At 49.7% G+C, this 19879-nt stretch carries 11 protein-coding genes; all 11 read right to left on the reverse strand.

All coding sequences use genetic code 11. The features are described from left to right. Nucleotides 1–203: 203 nt before the first annotated feature. Entirely contained in the window at nt 204–971 is a 768-nt protein-coding gene (locus GRF59_RS03415) for a DeoR/GlpR family DNA-binding transcription regulator (protein WP_160496247.1), read from the reverse strand. 401 nt (nt 972–1372) lie between these two features. Next, on the reverse strand, nt 1373–2611 hold the full coding sequence (locus GRF59_RS03420) for an RICIN domain-containing protein (protein ID WP_160496248.1): 1239 nt from the start codon (nt 2609–2611) through the stop codon (nt 1373–1375). Between the two features lie 380 nt (nt 2612–2991). Further along, the gene (locus GRF59_RS03425; RefSeq protein ID WP_160496249.1) at nt 2992–7506 is read right to left on the reverse strand and encodes a discoidin domain-containing protein; all 4515 of its coding nucleotides are present in this window, start codon (nt 7504–7506) and stop codon (nt 2992–2994) included. Between the two features lie 346 nt (nt 7507–7852). After that, on the reverse strand, nt 7853–8044 hold the full coding sequence (locus GRF59_RS03430; protein WP_160496250.1) for a hypothetical protein: 192 nt from the start codon (nt 8042–8044) through the stop codon (nt 7853–7855). Between the two features lie 87 nt (nt 8045–8131). Further along, the gene (locus tag GRF59_RS03435) at nt 8132–10600 is read right to left on the reverse strand and encodes a family 43 glycosylhydrolase (protein ID WP_160496251.1); all 2469 of its coding nucleotides are present in this window, start codon (nt 10598–10600) and stop codon (nt 8132–8134) included. A gap of 146 nt (nt 10601–10746) precedes the next feature. Next, entirely contained in the window at nt 10747–12507 is a 1761-nt protein-coding gene (locus GRF59_RS03440) for a glycoside hydrolase family 2 protein (RefSeq protein ID WP_160496252.1), read from the reverse strand. Next, nucleotides 12504–14537, reverse strand: coding sequence for an alpha-L-arabinofuranosidase C-terminal domain-containing protein (locus tag GRF59_RS30105; RefSeq protein WP_160496253.1), 2034 nt, complete (start codon nt 14535–14537; stop codon nt 12504–12506). The genes GRF59_RS03440 and GRF59_RS30105 overlap by 4 nt, the downstream gene beginning before the upstream one ends. 64 nt (nt 14538–14601) lie before the next feature. Then, nucleotides 14602–15495: a carbohydrate ABC transporter permease gene (locus tag GRF59_RS03450; protein WP_160496254.1), complete on the reverse strand. Its 894-nt coding sequence runs from the start codon at nt 15493–15495 to the stop codon at nt 14602–14604. A 16-nt stretch (nt 15496–15511) separates the two neighbouring features. Then, nucleotides 15512–16471, reverse strand: coding sequence for an ABC transporter permease (locus GRF59_RS03455; protein ID WP_160496255.1), 960 nt, complete (start codon nt 16469–16471; stop codon nt 15512–15514). A 31-nt stretch (nt 16472–16502) separates the two neighbouring features. Then, nucleotides 16503–18074, reverse strand: a complete 1572-nt coding sequence (locus GRF59_RS03460) for an extracellular solute-binding protein (protein WP_160496256.1) — start codon at nt 18072–18074, stop codon at nt 16503–16505. 124 nt (nt 18075–18198) lie between these two features. Beyond that, on the reverse strand, nt 18199–19878 hold the full coding sequence (locus GRF59_RS03465) for a response regulator (RefSeq protein ID WP_160496257.1): 1680 nt from the start codon (nt 19876–19878) through the stop codon (nt 18199–18201). Nucleotide 19879: the final 1 nt, after the last annotated feature.

The following is a 19879-nucleotide window of genomic DNA, read 5'->3' on the forward strand; positions in this document are numbered from 1 at the left end:
GCAATCATTTTTCCTCGATCCCTCGATTAACACAAATAATAACACACATTCACAATCAAATACACAAGTATTTCTATAATTTGCAAACCAGGAAAGCAGCTTACCGATGAAGTTCGATCATTGAATATTGCACTTGAAAATTTCCATAAAAATAACGATTCCGGGTTCGTGGAAACCAAGAATCGTTATTTTGATAGATCATATTATTGGTACACAATTTCGATCCCGCTCTTGCTAAATTTATCTACAATATCCCGGTCGATGTTGGAATCCGTTACAAACCGTTCAACTTCCGATGCGCTGCATACTTTGATGAACGAATTTTGTCCGAACTTGCTGCTATCTGCAAGTGCGATGGAACGCTTAGCGTTTGCATGCATTATTTTTTTGACTTGAACTTCGCCGACCCCGGTATCCGTAATCCCTGCTTCTAATGTAACCCCGCTCATACTCATAAAAAATATATCCGCATGAAAACGCGAAGTAAACTCTTCCGCCAAATCGCCGATGATGCTTTGCTCGTCTTGACGAATAACGCCGCCGGTCATAATCAGCGTGTACCTTGGCATGGAGATTAATTCGTTCACGATCGGAAGCGAGTTCGTAATAATCGTTAATTGATCGAACTTGGCCTTCAGCGCCTTGGCAATCTGGGTGTTGGTCGTACTTGGATCAAGCGCGATGGACATCCCTTCGGTCACATAACGAACCGCTATTTGAGCCAACTCCTTCTTCTCTTCCAAATATATAGCTTCGCGGATCGGCAGCGGAATTTCCTGGCTATAGTCCGGTTCCTTCAGAATCGCTCCGCCGTGCACCCGCCGCAGGTAGCCTTCGCTTTCTAAGTATTCGAGGTCTCTTCGGATCGTCTCGAACGAAACTCCGAACTGCTCCATGAGCTCCGACGCTCGGATCGATTTGTGTTGATTCAATTTTTGAATAATGATTTGATGCCGCTGCTCTGCAAACAACTGCTTCACTCCTTGCCTTATCTTCTGATTAGAAGTTTACCATACATTCGCTAAATCCTCCCGTTCTACCGGTGGACCGGAAAGGTCCAATTTCATGTTCGAATTAACAATACGAGCTACAAATAGGGGCGATTTGCCCAAAACAGGTAGTAGTAGATCGTTGTAGACTGCCCTGAGAGATACAAGTGAACGTAAGTAGACATCGCAAACGGCTTATCTTCGGAGTTGCATAATGGATAATACATTTCAAAAACGGTTTATCATATATGTTCTATTTCTCACTAGTGACACATACCAGCTAGAAACGCTAAAGGCGACTGCACAGAAGCAGCCGCCTTTTGTTATAAGAATCTTTTATCCCATCACCCGATGGGCTTTGAACAACCGGAGTCTCTTCGGATTTAATTTACTTTAGTAAACGACCATTTCTGGGCATCGGTACCATTGTCGCTCCACTGCTGGACTACGGCCCCATCGGCGGTGGAAGATCCCGATACGTCTGCGACCAGTCCGCTCACCTTGGATACCAGCTTGTAAAATCCGCCTCCGACATCCACGATGCTCCACCGCTGCGCATTGGTTCCGTTGTCGTTCCATTGCTGCAGCTGCACGCCGGTTGCCGTCGAAGAATTCGGCACGTCCAGCACTTTCCCGCTGTGTACGGCCGTGAGTTTATAAAAGCCGTCACCCGTGCTTTCGACCTTGAACTTTTGGTTATTGGCGCTGAAGTTGGTCCACTGCTGGACCTTCGCTCCGCTGGCGGACGATGCGTCTACCACGTCCAGGACTTTGCCACTTGCCTTGTTCGCGATCATGTAAATGCCGCCGCTGACAATATTGGGCGCGTCCGAGCTCTGATATACCCGCACGTAATCGACGAGCATTTGGGCCGGGAACTGCGTAGAATTATTGGGACTGCCCGGCCAATTGCCGCCGACTGCCAGATTCAGCAGCAGGAAAAACGGCCGCTGGAATTCCTCGGTGTTACCTGTACCGTTTTCGATGTAGAAAGCGTTAAACTGCTGGCCATCAACGAACCATTTGATGTACTTGGAATCCCATTCAACGCTGTACACATGATATTGGGAAAAATCAATGTTTCCGGATACCTGTCCATAATCGGCTTGTCCGTTGGCATCCCAGTGTACAGTACCATTTACGTAAGGATTGTTGTTGACCCGTTCCATAATGTCCGTTTCTCCGCTCTTGGGCCATCCCACGGAATCGATATTCGATCCCAGCAACCAAAATGCCGGCCATAATCCCTGCCCCGACGGCAACTTGATCCGTGCTTCGATCTTTCCATACGTAAAGCTATGCAGACCCTGTGTTTTAATACGGGCTGACGTATAATTCATCCCACCGTAGGCTTCTTTGCGAGCGGTAATGACCAGATTTCCACCCGTTACCTGCACATTCTCCTGCCGGTCCGTGTAATACTGCAGCTCGTTGTTGCCCCATCCGCCGGTGCCAGTGCCGATTTCCGTTTTCCAATTGGACTTGTCCAAAGAGTTTCCGTTAAATTCATCGCTCCATACCAAATTCCATGTCGGAGCCGCATTTGTGATGTTAGCAGGCATCATGGCAATCAAAAGACTGAACAGCACTATCAGGCAAAGCATCTTTCCTTTTCTTCGCATCCTGTTCCCTCCTAAATTTGGATTAGAAAATCACGGCTGCATAAGGCAAAAATATGCTTTTCTATACTAGTACGGGTCTCTTGAACTTAATTCACCTCTCTTTCGAACGGGTTTCATTTTACGAATCTATGTAGCCATTCATGGTTGACTAAATCGTTTTCAGTGAAATGATTACGCTTACATTATTTTGCAACTTCATTATAAACTGGATACTATCAACTAATCAATCTATATTTTGGATATTTTTTATTTTCATTGCTATAATTCAAACAATGCAAACGCAATGATGCCTCTTTGGGCGTCGGTGCAATGCTTAGCCCCTATTCCCATCAAAACAAGACTGCCGAAAGATCGGCAGCCTTCTCATTTTATGACGTTTTTTAACGTGAATGGTAGTCAGCGGCTTTTAGCATGATCGTCACCGCTTCCGCTCGGGTAGCCGTTTCGTGTGCGACGGACAGGTTGCCGCTCCGGCCTTGGATCAACCCTTGCATGGCTACAGCCTGGATCGCGTTTTTTGTCCAGGAGGGAATGGATGCGTCATCTGCAAATGCCGTTTTGGCTTGGCTTCCCTCGTCTGATTCCAGATCTAATGCGCGCGCTACCATCGCAACCATCTCATCGCGCCGTATGAAGGCGTTCGGCCTGAACGTTCCGTCTTCGTAGCCGTTAACGATTTCGGCCTTTACCGCTTGCGCGATGGCTTCTCGTGCCCAATCTCCGATTGCGCCAGCATCCTTAAAGGTAACAGAGCTGCCGCTTCCTTGCAGCTTAAGGACTCTGGCCAACATGGCTGCAAATTCCGCCCGCGTCACCTTTCCGCCGGGCCGGAACGTACCATCCGGATAACCGGTTACGATCCCAAGCTGAACGGCTTTTACAATATCGGCTGCAGCCCAGTGGCGGGCCGTGTCGGTGAACGTACTTGATTTCGGCTGGACAGTCTCAGCCGCTACCGCAAAAACCGCATAGATGCCGGTCTTCATAACGTCCGCTTGGATAATGCTTGCGGATACCGTCCCACCGACTTCGACCCACTTCTTGAATGAAGGGTCATAGAATAAGATGGATGCCTTCTGATTCGCTCCAAGGTTACGGATGTCGAAGGACATCGACATGCGGACTGCTTTTTCAAAACTGCCGCCTGGATTTAACGTCAGTTCGTATTCAGGACTGATGGCTCCGGCTTTGTCATTCATAATGGGATCGGTATCCTCCAGCTTTCGAATGCGCAAGCGCGCCGGTGTCTTCACTGCATCCGCCGGAATCTGGATGGTGACCCGGTCGCCTAACGTTAATATGCCGGGCTTACCGGCGTTCAGTGAGATTTCGGCTTCGTCTACGTTTGCGGAAGTTCCTCCTCCGCCGCTACCGGCCGTGCCACCGTTCGGTGCTTCAGGATCGGTCGGTTTTTCCTCGATTGAAGCTTTTAACCGGGATACCAGGTCTTTCAGCGTTTCGGTGACAGCCTCGAATTGATAAGGATATCTGTCCAGCATGGTAAGCAGCTGACTCCGGAGGGCAGGATCACCCTTTCCCGATGCGAGCAATTGTTCCGCCAGATGCATCGTTTCATTATACGACACCATCAAATCATCGCCGTACACTTCCAGCTCATAAATCGAATAGCCATATTTGGTATCGCCTACGGGACGACGCTCCACGCCTTGAAATTTCACGTATCTGGCTTCGATCGGATCGAAGTCAATCGTATCCAGTTTCCCATTGGACCGGAGAATCTCGTCGTATGGTTTCACGTTGGTCCAAGTTTGCTTATCCTGAGAAACCAGGAGCTTGAACTTTTCCGCCTGCGTCTCCCAGGCAATATTGATTTTATTGATTTTCCGGGAATGACCGAGATCGATGATCATCCAGGAAGCGTCATCGTACGCACTGGACCAGCGGGTCGAAAGATTGCCGTCGATCGCTTTATCCGGCGTCAATACGTCCGCTTCCAGCGGGGATGATTCCGCCGTGGCTTGAAGCGCGAAATTATTGACATCCAGCAGCGGCGTGTAGCGATTATAAATCTGGAAATTGTCGATCACGCCCTTGAATGCATTCGTGTCGCTTCCGATTTTTCCGGCGGGCAGCACCAGCGTTTGGATCAGCGGTACCGGCTGTCCAAGCTTTTCCGCGTACTCGTTACCGTTCACATAGAGCGACACGCCGATTTGATTGCCGGTCAACAGAATATGTGTCCAGCGGTTCTCCGGGACCTCATATTGAAATACGCTGTCGTATCCCTCTTTCGAGAAACCCAGCTTCCCGGTTTTCCCCTGCTTTAGCTTAATCGTACCGTTAGGGGATTCCATCAACACGGCATCATCCGGGTTATCCGCATCCGGTTTGATCCACATCGATACCGTCCAGCCGAACCACAGCGGGTTCAGCGGCGTTTGAATATAGCTCTGGCCGCCGTGAAACGCGGCGCCTTTTCCGTATTTGCCTACTTCCAGCGTTACATTCGTCGCTGCTCCATCCATATGATTGCCCGAAGCATCCTGAAGTCCGTTCTCGAACGGGTAGCTGATGACGTTTCCATCTGGATTATCGACGTCGATTCGGTGCGAAAGATCGGTATTGGGTGCATCCCCGATGGTCGAGGCCGCTTTCATGAATGCCTCATATTCGGCTCCATCCCGAGACCCCTGCCACATTTTTTCGGAAAGTACCTGCATGGCCGGGAGCATCCTCGCATGGGAATCGTCCATCGATATGCCGGAGGCATAAGAAATATCGTTCCATAACGCGAACATGCCACCTTTCAGCTGCGGAAGACCGTACGGCAAGGTGACGCCGAGCCATTTGACGGGCTCCCATTCCCGATACAGCAGCGGCGTATCCAGGTAATCCCGATAGAGCCTCGGCACAAGATACATATAGTTGGTATCCGTGTTGATGATATCGTATCCTTCGTCTATCGCCTGCTGCGGGCCTTCATAGGGTTCATACCAAATCGCCATGGTCGCTTGGTTGCTTACCGGCGTCGTGCCGGCAAACTGCTTGAGCCCTCCCCAAACGTAGGGATGCTTCCCTTTGTCGTTGATATGCTGAATCAGCGTATCCATGTACTTGCGAAAATCCTCGTTCGACCCGCCTGCATATTCATCCGTTCCGATATGCACGTCCGGACCCAGGAACGTAGGCTCCTTGTCGCTGCCGTATCCTTCGATGTATTCGTCGAACAAATTCGTGATGAATTCGGTTGCGGCCGGCTTCGTAATGTCGAGGAAGCTGTCTTTGCCAAGCGCCGGGTCGTAGGTGGTGAAAGCACGCGAATGACCCGGCGTATCGATCTCGGGAATAATGTTGACACCGTATTTGCGGCCCAGCCGCAGCAAATCGCGGAACTCCTCCTTCGTATAATAACCATCCTGGCTTGCTAAACCTGGATACCGGTCACTCTCCAAACGGAAGGCGGAACGTTTGCCGTCCGATAAAGGCGCTCCCACATCGTCATTCAAATGAATTTGCAAGTCCGTCATTTTATACCAGGACAGCATTTTGACGTATTCGCGCAAAAAATCAATCGTATAGAACTTTCGTGCCACGTCGATCATGAGCCCCCGGGTCTCGTATTTGGGGTAATCATGCGATAACCCTTTCGGTAGCTGATCATGCCCGGCATCCTGCTTCAGAATTTGAAGAACGGAGCGCGTTCCCCATAGGACCCCCTTTTCGGCTGGCGACGCAATGGACACGTAATCATTGATATCAAGCACGTATCCTTCGGTTCCCAGATAGTTCAATGAAGAATCAAGGGTTAGATAGATATCCCCGTTCGATGGCGAGCCTTGATAGGTCTCCAAATCCAAACCGCTGACATCCTTCAAATCCTCCTTAAGCATGTCTGCGGTCGTTTGCAAAGTAGCATCCCGAAATACAATGTTTGAAGTTGGCGTTAGCTTGAACTGTCCGGTATCCCCTACCCATTCCCTGAGGGATGGGATGACCCTTGGCTCCGGATTCCGGTCTGCCGCGGGCAAATAGATACCGGGTACCGTCACTTCGAAAGAGGCCGTTATGCCTTTATCTTCCGGTTTCGTCTCATTCTGCACCTGCAGTATGACATGGACCTTGCGATCCACTAACGGCGCATGAATGACGCCATCTTTATCGATCACAGGCATCGCATCGCTACCATAGACGGATACGCGGTACCCGGAGGAAACATCGGGCAGCGTAAGCTCGGTTTGTCCTTTGGCAATCGGTTCAAGACCGGTGATGCCCTGGATGATTTTCGCGATAGGGTCCTCTTCAAACACTTGAAACTCATAAAAGGAATAACCATAATAAATGCCTTCGACCGGAGCTCGTTCCACCCCTTGGAATTTTACGAATCTCGCCGGTCTGCTCGGAAAATCAAGCACGTCCTTTCCTCCGCTGCAGTCGATCAAACCATCGTCGTTCCTGATGTTATCCCAATGCTCGCCGTCGACCGAAGTGTAGATTTTATACGTTTTGGCTGGTGTTTGCCAGTGAATGGCTACCTGGCCGATATTCTTCGTTTCGCCCATATCTACGACGAACCACTGGTCGTCCGTCTTAGCCGATGACCAGCGCGTGCCCATGTTCCCGTCTACGGCATATTCGGGAAACAATCCGTAGTCTACTTCGTTGCCGGAGACCTTGACAGGCTTTTTCAAAGCATAGTTTTCCTTTCCCGCTTCGGATAAAGCGGTTTCAGAATAAGTGGCGTCAACGACTGTTTGCTGCAAATCCGTTTGTTCATCGGCTGCCGGTTCCTCTATAGAAGGCGGAGAGGATTCATTGACGCTTTCTTCGGCGTAAGCGTGAGCTGCTGGCGGATACGATGAAAAAACAATCGAGAATACTAGCACCAGTGCTGCAAAAATAGAGATTCCCGGTTTCAAGCGTTGCCCAGTATTCATGTTCTCAACCTCATTTCGTTAAGTGAAATGGCAATTATTACTGTCTATCATAAGAGCCATTTCCCATAATCCAGAAGAGGCTTTTCATGACATCGATATACTTTTGTTGATATTTCCTAAACCGGAGCTCTACATGAATAGCTTTTCCTTCATCATAAAGGTCCATTGCGAAACCGGATTATCAGCGAATATACCTTCTATATATAAAACACTACGCTTCTCCAATGGAGATCGCAGTGTTTTATTCATAGAACGACGAACTTATCCGGCCCATGTCGAGTGCCTTGCGCTGGCATCGCACTTCCCAGGGGAATTTTAAAGTATCAACACTTGGGGCGTCTTGATCTCACGATCCGGCGAATCCTTTATCGAATGAATGACCCGCTTCCCTGATCTCATCTTCCTCCAAAATGCGAACGCCCGGGTCGCCTCCTTGCGACATCATCGAACCGCTTCCGTACAGCTTAATGAATGAAGTCCGCGCCGAATGCAACGGGACCCATGATCCTCCGTTCCATAGGTTCTGTTTTCGAAGCATGCTTCTTATTGCACAAAAAACACTCAAAGCTCGAAATTACGGGCTTTGAGTGTTTTAATGTTGGAAATCTCTTTTCCCTCTCCCTCGTTACGGGGATACCGAGAAGTTATCGAAATGCGTGTGCTTGTTTGCCGTCCTGACGCCCACTTTGCCATGCGTGAAGGGATTCAGGCTGTTGTCCGTGTAGTCGATTTTTGGTGCAGCCATATCATCGACATATACTTTAATGTTGTTGCCACTAACCACGACTTTCATATGGTACCACGTATTCGTAGAATAGGACTGCGCCGATCCTTTGAGCAAGGTCCAGCTATAACTCATTTTGCCAAGGTTTACCCCGCTTGTCGTTAAGTAGGCGTAGTATCCCTGAAAAGCATCATAGTTGTTCTGGCCGCGTTCGGTGCCGTGGGAAGGATTGGATACTCTAACAAGCATTCCCCCGTCGCCCCCGGAATCGATCATCTTGATGTCGGACTCCACCGTATAATCCGCCCACCGCGCGTCTCCGATCGTGGACTTGGCCGGGCCTGAGCTGCCTGAACTGTACTCACCGTTCTCCACCGCCCAAGTTCCCTCGAAACGCGTCCACCCGTCATCGTTGCCGTCGTTGAAATGTTCGCTCATAGGCGTGACGGCCGCATTCTTCTGGAACGTCATTCTGGAGAAATCGGCTTCTCCATTTACGAATTCAACCCTGAGCTCCCGCTGACCGGCCTTCAGATAGACTCCTTTCTTCGATACGATCCGCCAGTTATCCCAGTCTCCAGTGCTCGGAACGTCAATGATTCCCGTTAAATCCGTCGTTCCGTCCCAGACCCGGATTTGGACTCCGCTCATCGTGGTCGCCATCCGGAAATCGATGTCGTAGTAGCCGCTTGATTCCACATTCACTTTGTATTTATACCATTCGCCGGTTTGATTCCAGCCTAAATTAAACAGTCCTTCGCTGTTCAGGCGGATATCGGCGGCATCGGTACGGTAAGCACCGCCGATATTGTTCGCGGTTGTGTCATGATAGGCGGTTCCTTCGCCCCCTTTCATATAATGCACCGCTTCAATCGTGCCAGGTATCGGTTTATACGCTTCCCACGCACTGCTTCCGTTCACATCATTGCTAAAGGCGACGAAGCCGAAATCCGCATGCGTATCTTCCGTCAACTCACCGATTTTGCCCGCTCCTAAATTGGCGGTTCGCGTCCCCTTGTGCATCCCATCCACATAATATTTAAACGTAGATCCAGCTTTTTCAATTCGGATCGTATGCCACTTCGAATAATCAAAACCTGCGGGCAAGTCGAACGTCTGACAGGCTTGATCCACTCCATTGATCCGGAAGAACGTCGCTAGGCGGTTGTTTTTCGAACTCAGCATCGCTACACCGTAATTGTTCTCATCCGTATACGAGAAGGTAGCGCCGTATCTCGGACTTGCGGAAGTGCCGCGTTGCATCTCTTTCATATTGAATTCAGCCGTATAGTCGGATTGGCTGGCCAAGGAAGTGACTTGTTTATACCATGTCGTGCTGCCAAGCGTATTCTGCCACATTAACTGTTGATTGTAGATGCCCCAATTGCCACCGTTCACATTGGCCCAACGGCTTCCAATGGTCGTACGGTCGAAATAATCGTAAAAAGCGGGCATTTCCGGATCAGGCTGCGGCGTCGTGGTGGGACCCTGTACGATCATCTTATCGTTGTTCCATACGATCCGGTCCATGTTCAAATGACGCAGCGGTCCGATAACACCGGGGCCTTCCAAATTGTGATAAATCATATAATGCGTATCCAAATTGGGACCGAGGACCACCGTATTGTGACCGAGACCTACCGTCTGACCCTCCGTGCTGATTAATGCAGGGTTCAGGCTATCGGCCACATATCCGGATCGCGGCCCTGTCGTGCTGACCGCATAATCTACCCGGTAACCTTTGCTGAACACGTGATTGCCGGTATAGGTCATGTAGTATTTTCCATTGCGTTTGAAGACGGTCGCTCCCTCGGTCCATCCTCCCATGCCAACTCCTGTCGTCGAGCTGGCTCCGATCGAAGTAGGGCTGCTCATAGGGGCTGCATCGATGCGCCCTTGTCCGGCATGATAGAAACTGAGGGAACCGTCATCGTCAATAAACACATGGCCATCGATGGTTTTTCCCAGATTGCCGGTCACGACATTGAACGGTCCGGTAGGACTTGTGCTGCTCAGTATATAATGACCTTTCCCGGCAGGGGATGTGTACATATAGAACATGCCGTTCCAATAGATAACCTCAGGGGCGTATGCCCCGTGCGTAATCGGGTCGCTGGCAGCAAGTCCGCGGTAAGACCAATTGACCATGTCCCGCGAACTCCACACTTTGACGCCGTCGTCCGTGTCTCTCGTACTCACGTACAAATAATAATAACCGTTAAATTTCAGCACGTAAGGATCTCCGAGTCCATACTGTTCCCACTCGTCAGGCAAGGATCTCGGGTTTTGATATGCCGAAGATGTCGTGGGTACGGATGTCATCAGGGAAAACGTAAACGTCAACAGGAACAGCCATCGAAGTTTTCTCATTTTTCATTCCCTCCTGATTCATTTCAATGTTTGATCAATGCCTTAGGACACATGTATGATGTATTGCCATGCCAAAAAATTAGAGGATCAAACAACAAGAGCCAATAGCTGACTAAGCTGCTTGGCTCTTGTTGTTTGAAGTGATCTTATGCTAGATTAATCGCTTTAATTTTGTCCAATGGGATTTTCGGTTTGCGGTCTTCCGTCAGAAGGCCGTTGATTTCCTGCTGAACGTCGGTCACCTGCGTATAGCAGTAGCCGCAAATATCATCCACGCTTTTGATCGCCCGAGTAAGACCTTCGAACCGCTTCACGAAATCCTCATCCGAAGCCACTTGATGGCCGTAACCCCAGCCTGTGTCCGATTGATATGCGATTCCGCCGAATTCCGTCACCATGATCGGCTGCCCCCGGTATCCATACCCATCGGCAAAAGCGTACTTCCAGTGATTGCAAGTCGTTTCATTACTTAAGATGGCCTCTTTGTTCGCATAGCGCCTCAAAAATCCCTCCCCGGTCTCAACGTAATCATGCAAAGTCAGAATATCCGAAACGGTATGTTCCCAACCGTCATTCGTGATCACCGGCCGATACGGATCGATCGATTTGGTCAAATGATAGATGCCTTCGGTAAACTTCTGCTGTCTTTGATCATGAAGGATAGACGCGATGCCCCATGACTCATTGAATGGAACCCAAGTGATAATACTGGGATGGTTATACTGCTGAAGGACGATTTCCAGCCATTCCTTCGTAAACGCCTCGACTGCACGGTCATGAAATTCGAAAGTTGCAGCCATTTCGGACCATACCAGCAGGCCTTTTACGTCGCACCAATACAGGAAACGAGCATCTTCGATTTTCATATGCTTGCGTACGCCGTTGTAACCCATCTCCAGAATTTTGTCGATATCCTCAATGAGAGCTTCCTCATTCGGTGGCGTTAAATGACTTTCCGTCCAGTATCCCTGATCCAAGATCAGCCTCTGATAAATCGGTACGTTATTCAGGAGCACCTTTCCTTTTTCAATCGAAATTTTTCTCATTCCGAAATAGGAAAAAACCCTGTCCTTCACCTGCCCATCCGCGTACAGCACGAATTCCACGTCATATAGATTCGGATTCTGCGGCGACCAGAGGGATTTCTTCCACGGTCCGTTCGCTTCATGGATCAAGTCGACCTCGACCGTCAGACACGGGCGGTCGATCATCAGGCTGACCCGCTTTACCGGCTTTCCCTTCAATGTAACGATGGCTTCAAGCCTCAAATCGTCAGCCGCCTCCACACCGTTCACCTGATAATCGAAGCGGACGATGGAGCGGTCCACATCCGGTGTTATTTTCACCGAGTCAAGGCTCTGCTCCTCCACGTATTCAAGCCAAACGGTTTGCCATATTCCGGTTGTTTGAACATAAAAGCATTCGAAATTGTCCTTGGTCCAGCGCTGTTTGCCTCGGGGCTGAGTGCAGCTGCTGCTGTCTTCCGCTTTTACCGTGATATGATTGTCGGCTCCGAAAACCAGATAAGGGGTAATATCGAAAGAAAAAGCCGCGTAACCACCTTGGTGAGAGCCGACCATTGCTCCATTCACCCATACCTTGGCCACATAATCGACTGCTTGGAAATGCAAGATCGTCCGCTTGCCCTCGGCCTCTTTCGGGATATGAATCGAATTACGGTACCAGACATGCGGATGAAACTCTTCAATTCCGATCCCGCTGGCTTGCGTCTCGTAAGAAAAAGGTACGGTAATCGTATGTGTTCCATCAAAATTCTCCTGCCAATTCTCGCTCTCCCCCCGATTTTGGTCATCGAAGCGAAAGCTCCACTCTCCGTTCAAATTCTGCCAATTCTCGCGAACGAATTGCGGTCTGGGATAGTCCTTGGTATATGCTTTGGTTGTCATACTTTGCCTCCTGATCCATGCTGTGCTTTGATTTCGACTGCATATACGGATGTTGCCCGTAATGGGTACCCTTGCTGCCATGCCGATACGGGAACCGTACGTGACGTGCAGGTGATCAGATCCGGTTCGAAGACGGAATTGATATCTTCGTAGGAATCCCCCGTAATCTCGTATAAGCGGGTGTCCCCGGTATACTCTAACGAATGCAAGTCAAGCTCGGCCGTCACCTCCTGCAGGCTGCGGTTCACGATAAATAGGGTGAGGATACTCCCATCCTCGTTCGCGCATGCCGTAACGTCCAGATCGGGAAGAGCTTCAAGTTCGATTCTCGTCTGCTTCGGCGACTGTATGGAGTAGGTGCTGCACACCGTATCGACCGGAAGGATTCGCCGGATGTCCCGATTGGCGTAGAGCTTTAACACTTCATAGGTCGGAGTTCCGTACACGGTGAGTGGGAGTCCGCTCCAGCCGTTCTCTTTGCCGCAATATTGATCGGCATAATAATCGCCTACCCGTATGCATCCTCCGAGCCAGCCGTTCACAAGATCGGAAAAGCTGCCAATGTGCACCATATCGCTTGCGCGAAGCATTTCGTTCAGGTTGGCGGCATTGGCGACAGCCGCACCCAGGGTGTGTTCGTCCGGAAGTCCCTTTCGGATCGTATTCGGGTAGTACATGGTGTTGTATTCGGTGACGGCCAATTTCACATGGCTGTGCTTCGGATTCGCGCGAATAAGTTCCGCCGTTTGCCCAATATCGTCGCGGGTCCATTCGGGAAAAGAGACGATTGCTTTATAGCGTTCATCTGCGGGCGTATCCCGGTTCATTCCAAAACGATTGAAGCCGTGATATAAATGCATCGTCAAATAATCGATATGTTCACCAGCCCGTTCGAGTACCGGCTTGTTCCATTCCGGATCGGTATGTCCGCAGGCCAAAAGCACGATCGCGGAATCAACTTCCTTCATCGCCTGTGCGAATAACTTACAGCGCTCGGCGAACTGGTCTGCGGAGCAGGTGCCAACCTGCCACTGGCCCCACACTTCATTGCCGATCTCCCAGTACCGGACATTGTACGGCTCAGGATAACCATTCGCCGCACGGAGTGCTCCCATCGGGGTATCGATGCTGCCATTGCAATATTCTACCCACCGTGCGGCTTCTTCCGGTGTACCGGATCCGTCGTTGACGCAGATGAGTGGTTCGACTTGCAGCTCCCGGCAAAACCGGATAAATTCGTCCGTGCCGAAATACTTGCTGGTCCATCCTCCCCAAGCTTCGTTGTACATAACCGGTCTTTCAAGAACCGGACCAACAACATGCTCCCAATGATAGGCGCTGATGTAATTACCCGCGAGTCTCATCATTCCCGCATTAAGGTTCCGGGTCATGTCGATGACCTCACGCTTCACCATGCCGATGCTGTCTGCTGGGAGCAGGGATACATGATCAAGCCAAAGCATGCCAGTCGATACATGATCGATCCACCTAGGATGGTCTGCCGGAATATAGACCCTAAGCTCAGCGTCGGAACAAGCCCGGGAGATAGACAAGCTCGCTTCGCATTCCTGCCAATTATGGCTGCTCAGATCAATGCGCGCACGGCCGAGAAGCTCCTCTGTACGCCGATCAACCGCATCCACGATCAGATAACGGAGCTCGACGGAGGCCCGTGCGACAATTTGGACCGTGTAATCTATCGGTCCCTTTAGCGCTACCTTCTGCGCAATACCCGCATAGGCCTCATCATCGCTCAGAATACGGATGCGCTCTGCGCGGCCTGAGTGCCTTGGTGCCGGTGCTTCCAGCGCATATTTCGTATTTCTACCGTTCGTAAAGGAAACCCAGCTCCCGGATATCTCTTCTATTCCGGTCCTTTCGCTCTCGAAATCCATGTCCTTCAAAGGATAGGCAAGCATCGCTTCCATATGGTCCCGGATGTCCTCTACAAAATGCCCGAATAGGTAAGGGTTAATGGTATGCCCGTCTTTCCGGCTGCAGTCGATTGTAATCTTCGCGTTTGTCTGCACAGTAAACCTCCGTTGGTAAAAAATTAAGAGTCGTTATTTCATACAAGATGTCTATGAATAAGTGCTAACCTTTGATAGATCCGATCATGACGCCTTTAACAAAATGGCGCTGCACAAAAGGATACATGATCAATATTGGTAAACTGGAAATGATGATGACCGCGTACTTGATGCTCTCGGCAAGCAGGACTTTATTTTCCAGTCCAACATTGCCGTCCACGGCGTCGGTTTGACTGATCATCAGAATTTCCCGTAGAACGAGCTGAAGTGGATACTTGCCTTCGTCGCGAATATAGATGAGTGCATTAAAAAACGAATTCCAATGTCCAACCGCATAGAACAGAACCATAACCGCCAGGATGGGCTTGGACAATGGCAGTATAATGTTGAGAAGCAGCCGCCAATTCGAACAACCATCAATATGGGCAGCTTCCTGGAGCTCCCAGGGAATGCTGGATTGGAAATAGGTTCTCATGACGATCAAGTTGTATGTGGAGATCGCTCCCGGAACAATCAAAGACCACATGGTATTGAGCATCCCCAAATTTTTGACGAGCAAATAAGTAGGGATGAGCCCCCCGCCGAAAAACATGGTAAGCGTGATGATCACCATCAACACTTTTCGCCCCGGAAGATCTGGTCTTGATAGTGGATATGCCGCCAATATGGTCAAAATCATATTCACGACCGTCCCGACCACCGTGTAGATGATCGTATTTCCGTATCCCGTCCAGATCTTTCCGTTGTGCAAAATATTTGCATAAGCATCCAAAGATACGTTTTTCGGCAGCAGCCATACCTCCCCGTTCAATACCTTCGCCGGATCGCTGAACGAAGCGCTGACCACGAAAATCAGCGGGTAAAGCACAACGACAATGATTACCGCAGCTACCGCGTACACGATCGCATCAAATACCCGATCATCCGATGTTCTGCTTATGGAAGCTTGTTTGAACATAGCGCGTTTTCCCCCTTTACCATAAGCTCGTCTCCGATGTTTTGCGCGCAAACCGGTTGACAAGCAGCAGCAATATCAGATTGATGACCGAGTTGAACAAGCCGATCGCGGCGGTGTAGCTATACTCTCCCTTGAGAATACCGGTCGTATAGACAAAGGTGGAAATCACATCGCTTGACTCAAGATTCAAATTATTTTGCATCAACAGAATCTTCTCAAAGCCGATATCCATGAAATGTCCGATGTCCAGGATCAGCATAATGACAATGACGGGAACGATACCCGGCACGGAAATATGCCAAATGCGCCGCAGCCTGGAAGCTCCGTCCATCTTGGCTGCCTCATACAGCTGCGGATTGATCCCGCTGAGCGCCGCAATATAGATGATGGATTGCCACCCCATGTTTTGCCATATATTCGACCCGATAAATATCGTCTTAAACCAGCCGGCTTCCTCCAGGAAACGAATCGGCGTTCCTCCGAAGGCCTCGATCAGCGTATTGATTGGTCCTGTTGTGGGAGAAAGGAATACGTTCAAAATACCCACAATGACGACTACAGAAATAAAGTGGGGAATGAACGTAATATTTTGCAGCGATTTGCTGAATTTTTTGCTGCCGATTTCATTGCTGATCAGCGACAGTATGATGGGTATCGGGAAGGCGATCAACAGGGAGAACAGATTGATCGATAACGTATTCCACAGGAGCCTTCCAAAATAATACGAATCAAAGAAACGTTCGAAATGGTCAAATCCTACCCAACTGCTGCCGACAATTCCCTTTGCCGGATTGAAATTTTTGAATGCAATTTGCAGCCCGTAAAGCGGACCATAGTGAAAGATCAAATACCAGACAATCGGCACAAGCAGCATGAGATACAGGTCGTACCGTTTGGCCATTTGTCTCCATAAGCGGCCCCCCCGCCCCAAATGACTTTTGGGAGAGGGAGCCGCCTGGATAAGCGCGCTCTTCATCACAATCTACTCCTTCAATAAAGACGGATCGTTATTTCTTCATTTTGTCATAGGCTTCTTGGTACAACTGCTCCAGCTTGTCGAGGTTCATCTTCTTCAGCGTGTCTTGAAATTCGCCCCATTTATCAAAGCTGAGCGCGCCGGCAATAAATTTCGTGCTCTGTTCCTCGTAATACTTGTCAATATCGTTGCGCAAGATGTTAACTTCTTGTGCGGTCTTTTCGTCGAACATTGGAGAAGCATAGCGGACCTTAGGCATGTATGGATCCAGCTTCTTCTGTGCTTCTTGTACTTGAGGCGGGTTGATATAAGAGGCAACCTTTTCGCTAATGAGGTGAGGTGCGCCGCCTCCGGCATATGGCGTGATTTTCGGTTGGTTATCTGTTTTTAGGAAGTCTTCCTTATAAACCGGAATTCCGTCCTTGATCTCATAATGTTCGCCTTCTCTGCCAAACCGCAGTAAGGTTGAACCTTCGTCACTGTAGAAATAATCGATCCAGCGCATGGTGATTTCCGGATATTTGTTGACGGAAGTAATAGCAAAGGCTCCGAAATCACGCGGTACCGGTGACGCCTGTGCCTGCAATCGATCTCCGTTCGGACCTGCCGGAGGTGCAATTCCTTCGTACTGGTCCGCAATAGTCAAGAAACTATTGTTCGTCTGGTCGAAGAAGAACCCTGCATTTCCCGACCCCTGCTTGGCCAAATATTGCGCTTCCTTCTGTGAGAACAACTCGGGATCCAGCAGCTTTTCCTTATAGAGCTTGTTCAGATACATCAGCAATTCTTTATTCTGCTCACTGCCCATCCAAATCTTTACTTTGTCGTTTTCAAGATTGATATTATAGCCGAGCTGCTGATCCAGGCCAAACGATCCGCTCATCATGTTGACAACCGATAGCACGGTGCGGGCGGTCATTGGAATTTCGTCCTTTTTCCCGTTGCCGTTCGGATCCTGATCCCGGAAAGCAACGAGGACCTGATACAAATCGTCTGTCGTCTCCGGTTCCTTCAGGTTCAGCTTCTTTAGCCACGCCTGATTGATCCACTTCTTATCCGTGCGCGCCGCAGCCAATGTAACGATTCCCGGAATCGCGTAAATATGGCCTTCCGGCGTCGTGATAGCCGAGCGTATTTCCGGATATTCATCCATCAGTTTTTTTAAATTAGGAGCGTATTTATCGATTAACTCCTCCAGTGGGATCAGTTGGCCCACCGATCCGAATTGGGTCGCCTCAAGCGGCGTAATTGCCGAACGGTAAAACGCATCAGGCAGCTCATTGGACGCGAATAACAGGTTTTTCTTCTCCTGGAAACCATCGGTCGGTGCTTCGGTGAATTTCACCTGCACATTGCTCATCTTCTCGTAATCCTGGAAAACCGGCATATCCTTGAATGGCCCGTTTAAGGGGGCAATTCGGGTGAACATCGAAAGCTTGATCGGTTCATTGGTTAGCGGAAATCCACTTTCATTGACGACGCTTTCGGACTTTGCGGCTGATGTACCCTCTTTCCCCGTACCCGAATTGGAACTGCACCCCGACAGCACCATCGTGGAAACGAGCATGGTACTAATCGCATATCTTCCCCAGTGTTTAAACATGAATCTATGACCTCCATTTTTTTATTTACCGAATCAACGGTGTAAGCGTTTCCCAAGGTGCTAATGAGTATTATAATTCACCTGCCATGACGGTAAATTCTAATAATATGACTATTTACTCTACTTATTTTACGGTTTCATTCCCGGTGTTTCGTCCCAAGCTGCTCATATATGCATGCGGCGTCATCCCGTTCATTTCCTTGAATACCTTGAAAAAATAGTTGTACGTGGCGAAGCCCACTTGACTGCTGATTTGTTTGACGGAATACTGACCGCTCTCCAGCAGCTTCCTGCCCGCATCGATCCGGACCCGATTGACATATTCGGAGAAGGTCGAACCGGTTTCTTCTTTGAAGATTCGGCTTAAATATGAGGGATTCAGACCGATGGCGCCTGCCGTCAGCTCCAATGTGATATATCCCTGATATTTCTCCAGGATGAAATGAATCGCCTGCGACACATGCCGGGAATAAGGGCCGGCAGCATGCTGCTGCTTTAGCAGCTTCAGCAAGCTTGCATAGTAGGATTGCAGCCATTGCTCCAGCTCGGGCATGTTGCCAATCCTTCCCAAATCGCTGCGTGAAGGCAGTTCGTCCATCGCAGTTTCCGTCGAAGACATCGGCATCAATTTCTTCAGGGCCTTATCACCGGTATGCAGGAGCTCGCTGACGATCATTTTCACCGTATGGGAATGAATCGGAACATTGCGAAGAGAAATAAACACGGAAGCGATCAGATGGTGTATCCCTTCCTTGTCCCAACTTTCAATAGAGAGGAGCAGCTGCTTCTGCTCCTCGATCGTCAGAGAAACGCGTAGATTATGCGCATGTGATTGAAGCGTCCCTTCGGCTTGGATCGATGGTTCGGAGTAGGAATTAAGGGCGGACAGCTCCGCGGAGGGAGAAGTATCAAGAGCCTGCTCAGCTGAGCTGTAGCTGGCTCCAAGCTGCGACAAGCTGCCGCAAGGATGTCCAAGCGCATAGCTGGATTTCAGGTTTAGGAGCAGCTCAAGCGAATGCTGCAGCTTGCTCATCCATCGTCTTGCCTCGCTCGCGACGGCATGTTCGCTGCGCTCCTTGAACGCAAACACGACAACCAGCCTCCCATTCCCCACATAAGCGGCTGTCCGCTCCTGAATATCTCCCAAACCCTGCTGCATCAAATCAACAGCCTGCTGTACCAGCCGGTTCGTTTGTACATCGCTGTAAGAATCCGTTAATAACAGGAAAGGAATGATCTGCACAGCTGCTGCCGCGTAGCTGATCGCATGGGGATACAAGTCGTGGTCTTTTGCATACGCTTCAAACTCAAATGAAGTATCCTGCTTCCCCCTCACCAGGTTCGCTATATATTCACGGATGAGTACGGGCCTCATCTTCTCTGCCATCTGCTTGTTCTCGAGCTGACCTTCCTGTATCCGATCCTCCTGCTGCATATCCTGAACCGCTTTGTTCAGGACGTTCAGGAGGGAAGGCTCATCCAAACGATGCTTCAGCAAATAGTCGACGGCCCCGTTCTTCAAGCACTCGCGCACATAGTCGTAATCGTCATAGCTGCTAAGCATGATCGTCTTCATGGAAGGAAAACGTTCCCGAATCTTTCGCTGGAGCTCCACGCCGTTCATTTCCGGCATATTCACATCGATAATGGCGATGTGGGGTGGGGATTGTTCAATCATCGCCAAGGCCATCGCGCCGTTGTACGCTTCACCGCATAACTCGAAGCCATTCTCTTTCCAATTGGATAATGTCCTTATCACATTACTTATCAAAGGTTCGTCGTCTACCAGCAATACCTGAAACATG

Origin of the sequence: Paenibacillus dendrobii, assembly GCF_009807035.1 — a bacterium.
GTDB lineage: Bacteria > Bacillota > Bacilli > Paenibacillales > Paenibacillaceae > Paenibacillus_AQ > Paenibacillus_AQ dendrobii.